Source organism: Sphingomonas sp. PL-96 (genome assembly GCF_020707215.1).
GTDB lineage: Bacteria > Pseudomonadota > Alphaproteobacteria > Sphingomonadales > Sphingomonadaceae > Sphingomonas.
In genome coordinates this window covers 141022-153318 of the sequence record NZ_JAJFET010000002.1, presented here as the reverse complement: position 1 = coordinate 153318, position 12297 = coordinate 141022, and the positions used below count along the sequence as shown (strand labels likewise).

General features: G+C 65.7%; 11 protein-coding genes and 1 pseudogene. 10 read left to right on the top strand and 2 right to left on the bottom strand.

Annotation, left to right across the window (positions count from 1 at the left end):
• Positions 1-62 precede the first annotated feature (62 nt).
• Genes LK533_RS06180 through LK533_RS06165 form a run of 4 tightly spaced genes read left to right on the top strand, consistent with a single transcriptional unit; the run spans position 63 to position 5456 of the window.
• Positions 63-1463 carry an N-6 DNA methylase gene (locus LK533_RS06180; RefSeq protein WP_229361909.1) on the top strand — a complete coding sequence of 467 codons (1401 nt, stop codon included), beginning with the start codon at positions 63-65 and terminating at the stop codon, positions 1461-1463.
• Positions 1460-3007 (top strand): restriction endonuclease subunit S, encoded by a 1548-nt coding sequence (locus LK533_RS06175; protein ID WP_229361908.1) that lies wholly within the window; start codon positions 1460-1462, stop codon positions 3005-3007. Before LK533_RS06180 ends, LK533_RS06175 begins: the two co-directional genes overlap by 4 nt.
• Entirely contained in the window at positions 3004-4599 is a 1596-nt protein-coding gene (locus tag LK533_RS17930) for an AAA family ATPase (protein WP_229361907.1), read from the top strand. The genes LK533_RS06175 and LK533_RS17930 overlap by 4 nt, the downstream gene beginning before the upstream one ends.
• Entirely contained in the window at positions 4596-5456 is an 861-nt protein-coding gene (locus LK533_RS06165; protein ID WP_229361906.1) for a hypothetical protein, read from the top strand. Before LK533_RS17930 ends, LK533_RS06165 begins: the two co-directional genes overlap by 4 nt.
• A 22-nt stretch (positions 5457-5478) precedes the next feature.
• On the opposite strand, the gene LK533_RS06160 is transcribed toward LK533_RS06165, so the two are convergent.
• Complete coding sequence (locus tag LK533_RS06160; protein ID WP_229361905.1) at positions 5479-6357, bottom strand: phage portal protein; 879 nt, start codon at positions 6355-6357, stop codon at positions 5479-5481.
• A 232-nt stretch (positions 6358-6589) separates the two neighbouring features.
• Positions 6590-8377 (bottom strand): annotated as a pseudogene (locus tag LK533_RS06155) (terminase large subunit domain-containing protein); the annotation flags it as partial.
• A gap of 184 nt (positions 8378-8561) precedes the next feature.
• On the opposite strand from LK533_RS06155, the gene LK533_RS06150 reads away from it, so the two are divergent.
• The 6 genes from LK533_RS06150 to LK533_RS06125 all read left to right on the top strand — a co-directional run bounded on the left by LK533_RS06150 (position 8562) and on the right by LK533_RS06125 (position 12296).
• Entirely contained in the window at positions 8562-9431 is an 870-nt protein-coding gene (locus LK533_RS06150) for a GPO family capsid scaffolding protein (protein WP_229361903.1), read from the top strand.
• Positions 9432-9488: 57 nt separating this feature from the next.
• The gene (locus LK533_RS06145) at positions 9489-10508 is read left to right on the top strand and encodes a phage major capsid protein, P2 family (RefSeq protein WP_229361902.1); all 1020 of its coding nucleotides are present in this window, start codon (positions 9489-9491) and stop codon (positions 10506-10508) included.
• A gap of 4 nt (positions 10509-10512) precedes the next feature.
• Positions 10513-11265: a phage terminase small subunit gene (gene gpM / locus LK533_RS06140; protein ID WP_229361901.1), complete on the top strand. Its 753-nt coding sequence runs from the start codon at positions 10513-10515 to the stop codon at positions 11263-11265.
• Positions 11262-11498: a hypothetical protein gene (locus LK533_RS06135; protein ID WP_229361900.1), complete on the top strand. Its 237-nt coding sequence runs from the start codon at positions 11262-11264 to the stop codon at positions 11496-11498. The genes gpM and LK533_RS06135 overlap by 4 nt, the downstream gene beginning before the upstream one ends.
• A gap of 112 nt (positions 11499-11610) precedes the next feature.
• Entirely contained in the window at positions 11611-12087 is a 477-nt protein-coding gene (locus LK533_RS06130) for a head completion/stabilization protein (RefSeq protein WP_229361899.1), read from the top strand.
• Entirely contained in the window at positions 12087-12296 is a 210-nt protein-coding gene (locus tag LK533_RS06125) for a tail protein X (RefSeq protein ID WP_229361898.1), read from the top strand. The genes LK533_RS06130 and LK533_RS06125 overlap by 1 nt, the downstream gene beginning before the upstream one ends.
• The last annotated feature ends 1 nt before the right edge of the window (position 12297 follow it).

Here is a 12297-nt window from a genome sequence, read left to right as displayed (position 1 = left end):
ACTGCCCACCGATAGACGAGGAGGGCTCCGTCGGCATGGGGCGACGAGATGAAGGAACAGAAGTGAACGCCGGCAAGAACTCCGACAAGGCGGTGCAGGAGCTCTGGTCTCTCTGTGGGGTGTTGAGGGACGACGGCGTGTCCGCGCAGGACTACGTGAACGAGTTGACGCTCCTGCTCTTCATCAAGATGATGGAGGAGACCGGCAGAGACGCGGAAATGCCTCCGGGCACTAGGTGGAGCGAGCTCCTTGCGGCGGACCGTGCGCTCGAGGCCTATGTGGAGGCGGTGCGGCGGCTATCAGTCGCCGACGGACCGCCGCTGAACGGCGTTCTTCACGGTGCCAGAACCTCCCTTCGCAATCCCTCCAGCGTCACCGCCCTACTCGCCGCCGTCGACAGAATGGATTGGTTTGACGAAGACGCCGAGCGTTTGGGCGATGTCTACGAGGGGCTGCTGGAGCGGATCGCCACGGACCGGAAGAGCTCGACCGGCCAGTACTTCACACCGCGGCCGCTGGTCGAGTGCATTGTTGAAGTCATGCAGCCTGCCGCGGGGGAGACGATCCAGGACCCAGCGGCGGGAACAGGGGGCTTTCTGATCGCAGCCCACGCGCAACTGAAGCGCAAAGACGAAGATGCGCATGCCGCATTCTGCGGCGTCGAGTTGGTGCCTGACACCTACCGACTGCTCGTCATGAATCTAACACTGCACGGGATAGATCCTGTTGGGGTGCGACTCGGGGATGCACTCACCGCGATCGGCGAGACGCTCCCGCCCGCCGACCTCATCCTCACGAATCCGCCATTCGGCGTCGCACGCAAGGGAAGGCGCCCTGACCGTGGTGACTTCGCCGTAACCTCCCGAAGCAGCAATAAGCAGCTGGCGTTTGTGGAACACGTCGTCCGCGGCCTCGCGCCCGGCGGCCGGGCGGCGGTCATCGTCCCGGACAATGTCCTTTTTGCGAGCGGCGCCGCACGTGAGCTGCGCACCTGGATGCTCGATGCATGCGACGTTCACACCCTACTGCGGCTACCTTCGGGCATCTTCTACGCGCAGGGCGTCAAGACATGCGTGCTCTTTCTCCAGCGCCCGCAGGCCGGCGGAGACGCGACGCGTGCGGTGCGTATCTACGATATGAGGGCCGGCCTGCCAGCGTTCGGTCGCGCGAGACCGCTGAGGCGCTCCGACTTCGACGAGTTCGTGGAGGGCTTCCACTCAGCCGCCGGCGCAGCCGGGAACCACACGGCCGCGCAGAACGCGAACGATAGATGGAGGACCTTCACTCGCGAGGAGATCGCTCGGCGCGACGACAAGCTTGATCCCGTCTGGATCAGCTCCATCGACGCAAGCGAGTTAGCCCTTGAGGAGCCGTGGGACATGCTTGAGGCTGCGCGCGGGCATCTCGCAAGAGCGCTGGTCGGCATCGATGAGCTTGCGAGTCTGCTGGAGGCGTCCGCATGAGCCTTGACAAGGCGGTCGCAGAGCTAGTCGCGGAGTCCGCCGATCCACGCCTCGACTGTGCGCCACGTTGGACGAGGATCAGGCTCGGCGACGCCGCCGAGGTGATAAGCGGCTACGCGTTCCCTTCCCGCTTCTTCGGGGACGAGCACGGTCATCCGATCATCAGGATACGTGACATAGCCCGGGGACAAACCACGACCCGATACTCGGGCCCGGTACCTGACGGCTTCTGGGTCGAGGATGGCGATCTGCTTGTCGGGATGGACGGCGACTTCAAGGCGCGCCGCTGGAGCGGCGGCCGGGCCCTGCTGAACCAGAGAGTGGCGCGGGTGCGTGCCAAGGTGCAAATCTATAGCCAGCCGCTGATCGAAGAATTTCTCCCTGCTTATCTAGAGCTGCTGCGGGACCACACGTCGTCAGTGACCGTCCGCCATCTGTCGATCGGGAACTTGCGCGAGGTTCCCCTGCCGCTGCCGCCGGTGACGGAGCAGGCGAGGCTTGCGGCCGCCGCAGAGCAGCTCGCAAGCAAGGTCGGGATAGTGGAACGTGATTTGACCAGCGCCTTGACCCGTGCTGAGGCGTTCCACGCGCGTGTCGCTGAGGCCGCCTTCGAGCCGGGCGAAGACTGGACCCTGTCTGCCCTCGGCGAAGTCGGGCAGCTGCGCTCTGGGATAGCGCTAGGCCGCCGTTTCAAACCCGGCGAAGAGCTGGTGCAGCGACCGTTCCTGCGCGTCGCCAACGTTCAGCGTGGACGCCTCGTCCTAGATGATCTCTCGATTATGCCGGTGCGTCACGTCGACGCCGCGCGCGCCGAGCTCCGCGCAGGCGACGTCCTAATGATCGAGGGCGGTGACCGGGACAAGCTCGGGCGCGGCTGGGTTTGGGAAAACCAGGTGCCCGGCTGCATTCACCAGAACCATGTCTTCAGGCTGAGGTTGCACCCCTCTGACCGGCTCACTCCGGAATACGTGTCGCGCTATGTCAACACCGTCGGACAGTCTTGGTTCGACGAGCACGCCAAGCAGACGAGCAACCTCGCTTCGATCAGCGCCGCGGCGGTCGCGGCAATGCCGCTCAGGGTACCGCCGCCTGGCGTTGCCCAACGTATCGCCCACACCCTCGCGCACTCGGATCGATGCCTCGACGACGTGGCGCGGGAGATCGAGCAGTCGCGAGCGCTGATCGGCGGCGTGCGCACCGCCATCACCGCCATGGCCGCTCAAGGCCGGCTGTCCACTACGATGCCAGGTGACGCGGCGATCAACGAGAATCCCGCGCCATCGCGCACCGCCCCCAGTCCGCCCCCTAAGACTGCGACGCAAGCACGGAGAACCAGGTCAGCCATGAAGGACGGGGTGCCATCAATGGAGGAGGTCCTGGCAGACCAGGGGCCTCTTTCGCCCGAGCAGCTCTTCGCGCAAGCCGGCTTCTCGCCCGAGGAAGTCGAGCGCTTCTACCGGACGCTGCTCGCGGCGGTCGAGCGCGGGCGGATACGGGAGACCGCGGACAGGCGCCTTGCCTTCGTTGAGGACGCCCGCGCGTGAGGGTGCTCACCCTTGTGCTGCCCGAGTACAAGAACCTCAGGGGCTTCCGCATCGGCTTCGATCCCAGCACCCCCGACGTCCTCATCGTCGGCAATAACGGGACGGGGAAGTCAAACCTCATTGAGGCACTCGTCACCATCTTCCGCGACCTGATAGAAGCGGTATCCGCATCGAGGCTGGACACGCCGTTCGCCTTCGCCATCAGGTTTGAAATTGCCGGCCGGCAGGTCGACGTCGATCATCGGCCCGACCGCAAGCCCGGCAGAACCGCCGTTCGGATTGACGGGCGCGCCGCCCGGCTGAAGGACCTGCACGACCCCGACAAACCGCTCCTGCCGAGAACTGTCTTCGCTTATTACTCCGGGCCGAGCGACAGGCTAGCGAAGCTGTTCGACAACTCTCTTCTTCGCTTCCGCGACGCGATGATCGCCGGGGACAGCGCCGCGCACGAACGGCTGATCTACGGGCGCATGATCCACAGCCGCTTTGTCCTCCTCGCGTTCCTCATCGAGGAGGATCCAGGCGCCCTGGACGTGCTTCGAGACGAGCTTGGCATCAGCGATCTCGCCAGCGCTTTATTCGTTCTCCAGCGTCCGGAATGGCAGCGTGCCAAGCGGCAGACCGTCAAGGAGAAGGCTCAGTTCTGGGGGGCTAAGGGCGTGGTGAGGGACTTCCTCGAGCGCCTTTATGACGTTTCGCTCGCTCCTCTCCAGCTCGACGTGCAGGAGGGTGGGATTCTAGGCGCCAGGGCCAAGCGTCAGCGGCTCCATCTCTTCCTGTCACAGGCGCACACCCTACGCGACATCGTAGACGAGATGCGTGTCGAGGGGGAGCCGAGGTCCCGCACCCTCTTTCGGTTGCTCGAGAGCGCCTTTGTGTCTGACCTAATCCATGACGTCGCCGTTGTCGTGCGCAAGGCCGGCGCGCCCGACGGGGTCGGCTTTCGAGAGCTAAGCGAGGGCGAGCAGCAGCTGCTCATGGTTCTCGGCCTGCTCCGCTTCACCAGGAACGAAGAGAGCCTTTTCCTTCTTGATGAGCCTGACACCCACCTCAACCCGATCTGGGGGATGAGGCTGCTCGATCTCGTCTCACGCGTCGTCGGACAGGATTCCAGCAGACATCTCCTTCTTGTCACTCATGATCCGGTGGCCGTGGCGTCCGCCAGCCGCGATCAGGTCCGGCTCTTGGTCAGGCGCGAAGATGGTCACGTAGTGGCTATGCCGCCCCTCGAAGAGCCTGAGAGGCTCGGCGTTCCAGGAGTGCTGACTAGCGAGCTGTTCGGTCTCAGCTCGCTAGTCGCTCCGGACATCGAGCGTGATCTAGAGGCTCGACGGTCGCTGGTTTCCCTAGGCCAGACGCGCAGCCCAGAGGAGACCGACGAGCTCGAGCGGCTTTCGGCAGAGCTCGCCGACGTCGACCTCGCCGCGACAATGCCCGACCCTCTGTACGCGGAATTTCTTAGCCGGATCCGCGAGCGAGACGAGCGGCTACTCAGGAATCGCTCGGAGCTTACTCGGGCCGAAATCGACAAGCGCGACCAGATCCTCGCCGCGTTTCTCGACGAAATCTTCGGGAGCCAGGAAGAAGAATGAGGCACGTAGACCTAGCCAAGCTGGTCATGCCGGCAGGATGGCAGGCGTCCGCCGCTCGCGCTAGCGCGCGAGCGGCGACGGCCGCTCCCGGCAGCAGGTCGGCCACGATTGCCGCAGACTCGGGCGTATGGGGCTCACTGAAAGGACCGCTCGGCGAACTCACCGACCGCAAGTGCTTCTACTGCGAGTCCAAGCAGTCACGCGAGGATTTCGAGGTCGACCACTACCGCCCTAAGGGCGCAACGGACGCCGACGATCACGACGGCTATTGGTGGCTGGCCTTCGAGCCGACGAACCTTCGCTTCTGCTGCACCTTCTGCAACCAGCGTCGACGCGGCATGGACGGCGAACCCGGCGGCGGAAAGGGCTCGAGCTTTCCTCTTGGCCCTGGCGGTGTGCGCGCGGAACTAACCGGGGACTCACTCGACGACGAGTGGCCGCTGCTTTTGGATCCATGCGCCGAGCTCGACCCGCCGCTTATTGCCTTCGACGACCTCGGACGAGCTGTGCCGAGCGCGTCCAAGCTCAGTGAGCCGATCGATTTCGAGCGCGCGTGCGCGTCGATCAGGCTCTACCACCTGAACCACGGTCTCGCGAAACGACGACGCGAACAGAAGGCGGTCCTTGTCCGTGACAGGATCGCGAGGGCTAGCCTCGAACTGAACCGCGCCCTTCGGTGGCGCGACAAGGGCAACTCCGCAGCTGCCCAGATCGCCACCGACTCGGCGCGACGCACACTTCTAGAGATCAAGGCCCTGCAGCAAAAACACGAGGAGTTCTCCTCGCTCGCGATCAGCATCGTCCGGCAGAATATCCCGGGCAGGCCAGGTCTCGAGAGGATTTTGGAGGCCGTCTAACTATTGAAGGCGACCGAAGCTCCTAGGCCTCCACCGGATAGGTCCCGTTCTTCGAGATTGGCACAAAGTCGCGGTACTTTACTGCCTCCACGCCCAGCCAATCGTTGATCTCAAGCGTCCGCATCATCAGCGGCTCGATCACGGTATAATGAAACGTGTTCGACGCCTCGACGATGTTGCCGAAGCCGCCCGCGTTCTTCGGCACGACACCAAGCAGGATTGGCGGAATGCGGTGCGACGCCAGGATGTCGTCGCGCGTCGTCTCCTTCACACTCAGGAACTCGTCTTTGGCGGCCGCCTCGCCGATCGGCAGGATCTGCACCCCGTCCTTCTTGCCGCCGGGCGCATGGATAAACAGGTTCTTGAAATTGCCGACGCCCTTGGAGTCCTCCAGCGCATCTTCGATCGCGTCGGCGTCCTCGTCGCTCATGGTCGGTTCGGAGAGGTAGAACACGAAGCCGGCGTGGCTGCCGTTCTGGTAATAGCGCCGGCGGAATAGCGTCGCCTGCTCGTTGAGAAACGCCGCCTGCAGCGCCGACAGATATTCGGGGATCCCGTAGATCTCCTGCGCCAGGTCCGGTTCGAACAGCTGGAACACGCTGCCTGGTGCGAACTCCGTCGCCTCCTGCCAGCGCGGCACCCAGAAATAGCTGCCCTCTTCCCGACCCCGGCGCGTGTGGATCGCCGGCGAATGCACCAGCCTCAGCGGGCGGCCCGCCATGTTGTCGCGCCGCTCCAAGTAGCCGTTGCCCATGGTGAGGTAGTTGAGGACGAGCTCGCCGAAGTTGCGGCGATCAAGCCACTTGGTTGGTTCGAACAGCCGCACCAGCTGGTCGCGCTTGTACTGGATAGCGCTCGAGTGATGCGCGGTGGCGCGATAGGTCCGCGCCAGGCCAGACATGGGCAATGGCGGCTCGTACCAGCGGCCGTTCGCCCGGCACTCGGCGTACGCGATAAGGTCCCGGCGATCGAGCACCGCCTCGGCGTCGCCGAAGCGAAACGCGCGCATGCTGCGGCCGGTCGGCACCGTCGGCGCTCCCGCCGCCACGATCGCGCCGCCGGGTGCGCTCTCCGGATTGTCCGGGCTCGTTTCGGCCGTTGCCATTAGGATAGGTCCTTACTCTGGTCTTGCGGGTGGTGGTTTCGGTTGGATCGAGCGGCTCGTTGGCCAACGCGTGCATGATCGCCCAGGCGAGATCCGCGTGCCCGGTGTCGCCGGCGCGGCTCGCGACGTAGGTGACCTGGCGCTGGCTCTTCGTGAGCTCGGCGCGGATCGCCATGAAGCTGGACATGATGTCGCGGGCGCCCTGGTCGAACTCCAGGCGCTTCGCCTGCATCACGCTTTTCGCCTTCAGCACCATCTGCGTCTTGACCGGCACCGAATAGTCGATGCGCTTGGCAGTCGGGAAACGGCGCTGGACCAGCTGGAACACCGACGCGCCGACGCCGGTGCTGTCGATGCCGATGTAGGTGACGTGGTAGCGGTCCAGCTGCTCCAGGATCTTGTCGGCTTGTTCCTGGAAGCCAAGCCCCTTCAGGCGGTGCTTCTCGAGCACGCGAAACTTGCCGCCCGGCGTCTTCGGCGCCGCGACGATCACCAGCGCTGCGTCGTCGCCGGCGGCGCTCTCGGCCGGATCGTAGCCGATCCACACCTCACCGTCGCGATACGGCCGCAGCGCATAGGGGTCGAAGTCCTTCGACCAGGCGTCCCAGCTGTCGACGGCGCAGCTGCGCATCAGCGCGAACGGGAACATCGACGAACTGTCGTCGACGAAGTTGCACATGAAGAGGTTGTCGAAGACGTCCGGCGCATAACGCAGCTTCAACCTGTCGAGGTTGAACAGCGTGCAACCGCCGGCCTGGGCATCAAGGATGCTGACCTTCTGCCGCCATACGCCGTCCGGCCCGACGACGCCGCGGCGCAGCGCCTCGTCCGACATATCGAACTTGGCGCGGTCGGCCTTGGCGCGATCGCGGTTGAACTTCTCGCCGCTCCATAGCGCGTGCGCCTGGTGCGCGACGGTCGACGGCGTAGAGAAATAGGTGATCCGGTAGCGCGCCTGGCTCGCCATGGCCGAGGCGACGTCGTCGATCTGCTCGAACCCGTGGACCCAGAAAACCTCGTCCACGTAGACGTCGCCGTGATAGCTCTGCGCCGTACGATAGTTGGTGCCGAGGAAGTATAGCTTCGGCGACTCGCCGAGCGGCCCCTCGACATCGTCCAGGTCCAGGGTGATCGGGTCGCCCTGCAGGCTGACGCCCGTTACCTTCAGCACGAAGTCGATGATGTACGCGCGGAAGTTGTTGGCCTGGGCGCGGCTCGCCGAAATGAAGATCTGGTTGTTGCCGGTTTGCAGCAGCCGGATGAACGCCTCGCGGGCGAAGTAGTAGGTGGCACCGATCTGCCGGCTCTTGAGGATGAACCGGGTGGTGAGGGCGCTGGATCCGAGCAGGTCGTCCTTCGGGCCGCGCCACTTCAGCTGATAGTCGAACAGGTCGTTTTCGAAGGCGTCGATGCACGCCTGGATCTGTTCGGCGGTGAGGTGGTTCTTGCGCGCCTTCTTTTTCTCGCCGGCGTTCCGGTTCGCGACATTCGGATTGAGGTCGCCCTCGTGCCCGTCAGGCGCACCGTGCCGGCGCACGCGGGCCTGGCGCTCAAGCAGCCGGCCGAGCGCGTCCATCGTCTTGAAGTCGTGGCCGGTGTGGTGCTCCTTCCAGATGAGCAGCTGCAGCCGCGCCTCCAGCGCCTGGTCGACGCGATCAAGCGGCGCCGTCTCGTCCCAACGATCGCGCGCCTTCCAGCTGCGCAGCGTATTGGCGTTGAGCTCGAGCATTTCCGCGATCTGCTCGCAGTCATAGCCCTGCCAGTAGAAGTGCTTCGCCTTGCGGCGTGCATCAAAGGGGGGCGTGGCCAGGATCATCGCGGCGGACGCTAGCCGCGGCCACCCACCTCTTTCCCGCGCCTGCTGTTGTAGGTGCCGGACCTACAACACCCCTGCGTTGCGCCAGCACGCGCTTCCGGCCCTTTTGCAGGCTCAGGACGCGGGCGGTTCCCTTCCCCGCCGCGCCGCGTCCACCTCAATCTCGCGGAGCGCGCGCACGACCATGGCCAAGCTGTCCAAACCCTTCCGCATCGCCACCGAGGGCGCGACCTGCGACGGTCGCACGATCTCCCGCCAGGACATCGTCGACATGGCGGCAACCTACCGCACGCAGACCTATGCGGCGCGCGTGAACATGGAGCACCTGCGCGGCTACACGCCGGGTGGCGACTTCGGCGCCTATGGCGACGTCGTCGCGCTCTCCACCCAGGAGATCGAGCTCGAGGTTGGCGGCAAGAAGGAAAAGCGCCTTGCGCTGCTCGGCCAGGTCGACGCGCTCGACAACCTGATGCAGCTGAATGGCAAGGGCCAGAAGCTCTACCCGTCGATCGAGATCAACCCGAACTTCGCCGACAGCGGCAAGGCATACCTGCAGGGCCTCGCCATGACGGACAGCCCCGCGTCGCTGGGCACCGAAATCATGCAGTTCGCCGCCGGCGCCGGCGAGGCAAACCCCTTCACGAAGCGCAAGCAGGCACCCGGCAATTTCTTCAGCGCGGTCGACGAAGGCGTGATCCTGGAATTTGCCGACGAAGCTGCAGGCGATCCGCCCAGCGACATCACCAGCGCCGTCGGCACGATCCTCGCGTTCTTCAGCGGCCGCAGCAAGCAGGCGCCGGAGACGCCGGCGACGCCTCCGGCCCCGCCCGCCCCGCCGGAACCTGCCAACGACAACGAGTTCAACCGGCAAATGGGTGCGCTCGTCACCACGGTGCAGAACCTGAGCACCAAGCTGGACGGGTTCGCCACTCGCTTCACCAAGCTCGAGCAGGACCACGCGGCGCTGCAGACGTCGGTCGAGAATACCGACAGCGGCACGCCGCGGCGTCCGGCTGCTGACGGCCGCGGCAACTACGCCCGCGCCGACTTCTAAGGCCGCCCCTTCCCCGTCCGACCCTCGCGGCCGCCCCGGCCGCCCCCGGAGACCACGATGCGCAACGATACCCGCGAGCTCTTCAACGCCTATGAAGAGAACATCGCTTCCATCAACGGCGTGACGCGCGTCGACAAGACCTTCACCGTCGACCCGTCGGTCGAGCAGAAGCTCGAAACCCGCACACAGGAATCGAGCGCGTTCCTGTCGCAGATCAACGTGTTCCCCGTCGACGAGCTCAAGGGCGAGAAGGTCGGCATTACGATGGGCGGGCCGATCGCGAACCGCACCGACACCAGCGGCAACAACCGCCGCAACCCCGTCGACCCGACGGGTATGGACAGCCTCGGTTACGAGCTCGCCCAGACCAACTTCGACACCTTCCTGCCCTACGGCAAGCTGGACGCCTGGGCGAAGTTCCCCGACTTCGAGACGCGCATCCAGGGCGCGATCGTCGAGCGGATCCAGCTGGACCGCATCATGATCGGCTTCAACGGCGTGGAGGCCGCGAAGGCACACGATCCGGCAAAGACGCTGCTCCAGGACATGAACATTGGTTGGCTCGCGCAGATGCGGAAGCACAACCAGATCCGCGTCATGGACGAGGGCAAGACCGCGGGCAAAGTGACCGTCGGCGCCGGCGGCGACTATGCCACCGTCGACGCCCTGGTTTGGGACGCGGTGCAGTCGCTGCTCCCCAGCTGGGCCAAGGGCCGCACCGACCTGGTCGCGATCTGCGGCGCCGGCCTGCTGCACGACAAGTATTTCCCGCTGATCAACCAGGAAGAGAAGCCGACCGAGCAGATCGCACGCGACCTGATCCTGTCGTCGAAGCGCCTGGGCGGGCGGCAGGCGGCCGAGGTGCCGTTCATGGTCGACAACGCCGTGCTGATCACGCCCTTCAAGAACCTGTCGCTCTACTACCAGAACGGCAAGCGCCGCCGCCACATCGTGGAGGAACCGCAGTTCAACCGCGTCGCCGACTACCAGTCCTCGAACGAGGGCTATGTCGTCGAGGATTTCGATCTCGCCTGCATGGTCGAGAACATCGAGATCCTACCGGCCCCGGAGGCTTGATCCGATGGCGATGAGCCCCGCCAAGCGTCACCTCGCGCGCGCCGCTGCGCGCGCAGGGTCCGCCTCCACCCTGGCGATCGCGGCCGCGCGGCCGACCCCCGCCCAGGGCGAGTATCTGCTCCAGCGGGCAGCGCTTGGCGTGGATCTTCGCCAGTTGAAGGAAATTCAGTCGACCGAGGCGAAGGTCGAACTGAAGCGCAAGCTCCTGCCCGCCTACGATGCCTGGATCGAGGGCGTGCTCGCCGCCGATGCCGCCGGCAAGGGCGGCGCCCAGGACGACATCGTCACCCACATGCTGATCTGGCGCATCGACGTCGGCGATTACGAAGCGGCGCTGCCGCTCGCCGACTATGTCCTGCGCCACAACCTGACCCTGCCCGAGCGCTTTAACCGCACTGCCGGCACACTGATCGCTGAAGAGACGGCCGAGGCTGCGCTCAAGGCGTTCGGGCAGGACCTCGACTTCGATCTCGACGTGCTCCGCCGCGTCGACGATCTGACCGAGATCCACGACATGCCGGACCAGGTCCGCGCGAAGCTGGAAAAGGCGCTGGGCTTCAAGATGGCGCGTATCGCCGACGCCATGGATCCCGACGCCGACGGCGTCGCCGGCGGCAAGCGCGCCGCGCTCGAGCGGGCGGTCAAGCACATGCGTCGTGCGCTCGAGCTCGACACCAGCTGCGGCGTCAAAAAGGAAACCCAGCGCCTCGAGCGCGAGATCCGCAAGCTGGCGGCCATCGACGGGGACGACGCATGATCGCCTTCCTGCTGCTACTGGTCCTGCGGATCCTCGCGACCGGATGGTTGATCACCGCCGCGGCGTGGTTGGTAGTCGAAGCTAACCATCCGATGCCGGCTTGGAAACGCATCTGGCGCGCAGTCACCTGGTGGCCCTACTACCTGCGGTATCCGGACGTCCGATCGCCGATGCTGCTGCTCGCCTACGCCTGGTTCAAGCTCCGACATTACGCCGCCTTTCGGCGGCGTTGACCCTCTCGTCCCGCGAGCGCTCGGGGGGCGGTGTCGATCGACGGCGGACCATAGGTCCTAACCCAAGACCGCTCCTCACCCCCCGCTAGCGGCACCCTTCCAGGATCGCGCCATGTCCGCCTTCGTCTCCACTCCGCCCGCCACGGCCGCGCCGGCGCCGATCGACGACGCGGTCCCGAATGACGGTTGGTATCCGCCGCTCTCGCTGTCCGAGACGCGCGCCATTCTCGCGATCACCACCGCCATTCCCGACGCCCGACTGCGCGACGCGCTGCAGGGCGCCATGCTGTCGATCAACCGCCAGCTTCGCACCTGGCGCGATGCCCGCCAGGTGGCCGGCGCCACGGATCTCGCATCGGCCGGCACCGATCGCGTCTCGGCGGCCGAGCTCGCGCTGCTCTATCCGCGCGCGGTGCGCGCCGCGACTGCGGCCGAGCTCGTCGACCAGCAGCACCAACTGTCCGCCACCGATGGCGGACGCGAGCGCGATGGCGTGATGGCCAGCCCGGCCGACGGGCACCGCCGTCTCGCCACGCATTGCGTCCGCGACATTCAGGGCAGGCGGCGCACCAAGGTGCGCCTCGTCTGATGGCCACCGCCACCGCCTTTGCTGGTGAACCGCTCGACGCGTTGGTGTGGCGCGCGACCGGCGGCGGCTCGGCCGCCGTCGACCAGGTCCTCGCGCTCAATCCGGGCGTGGCGGCGATCGGCACGGCCTTGCCCGAGGGAACCGTCGTCACCCTCCCCGAAACCTCCACGAGCTCGCCGCAGATCGAGCTCGTCCAGCTGTGGGACTGAG

Bases quoted from the DNA above. Each gene is read 5' to 3' on its own strand.
- LK533_RS06175 (WP_229361908.1), top strand. From the start codon at position 1,460: ATGAGCCTTGACAAGGCGGTCGCAGAGCTAGTCGCGGAGTCCGCCGAT.
- LK533_RS06165 (WP_229361906.1), top strand. From the start codon at position 4,596: ATGAGGCACGTAGACCTAGCCAAGCTGGTCATGCCGGCAGGATGGCAG.
- LK533_RS06160 (WP_229361905.1), bottom strand. From the start codon at position 6,357: ATGTCTGGCCTGGCGCGGACCTATCGCGCCACCGCGCATCACTCGAGC.
- LK533_RS06150 (WP_229361903.1), top strand. From the start codon at position 8,562: ATGGCCAAGCTGTCCAAACCCTTCCGCATCGCCACCGAGGGCGCGACC.
- LK533_RS06145 (WP_229361902.1), top strand. From the start codon at position 9,489: ATGCGCAACGATACCCGCGAGCTCTTCAACGCCTATGAAGAGAACATC.
- gpM (WP_229361901.1), top strand. From the start codon at position 10,513: ATGGCGATGAGCCCCGCCAAGCGTCACCTCGCGCGCGCCGCTGCGCGC.
- LK533_RS06135 (WP_229361900.1), top strand. From the start codon at position 11,262: ATGATCGCCTTCCTGCTGCTACTGGTCCTGCGGATCCTCGCGACCGGA.
- LK533_RS06130 (WP_229361899.1), top strand. From the start codon at position 11,611: ATGTCCGCCTTCGTCTCCACTCCGCCCGCCACGGCCGCGCCGGCGCCG.
- LK533_RS06125 (WP_229361898.1), top strand. From the start codon at position 12,087: ATGGCCACCGCCACCGCCTTTGCTGGTGAACCGCTCGACGCGTTGGTG.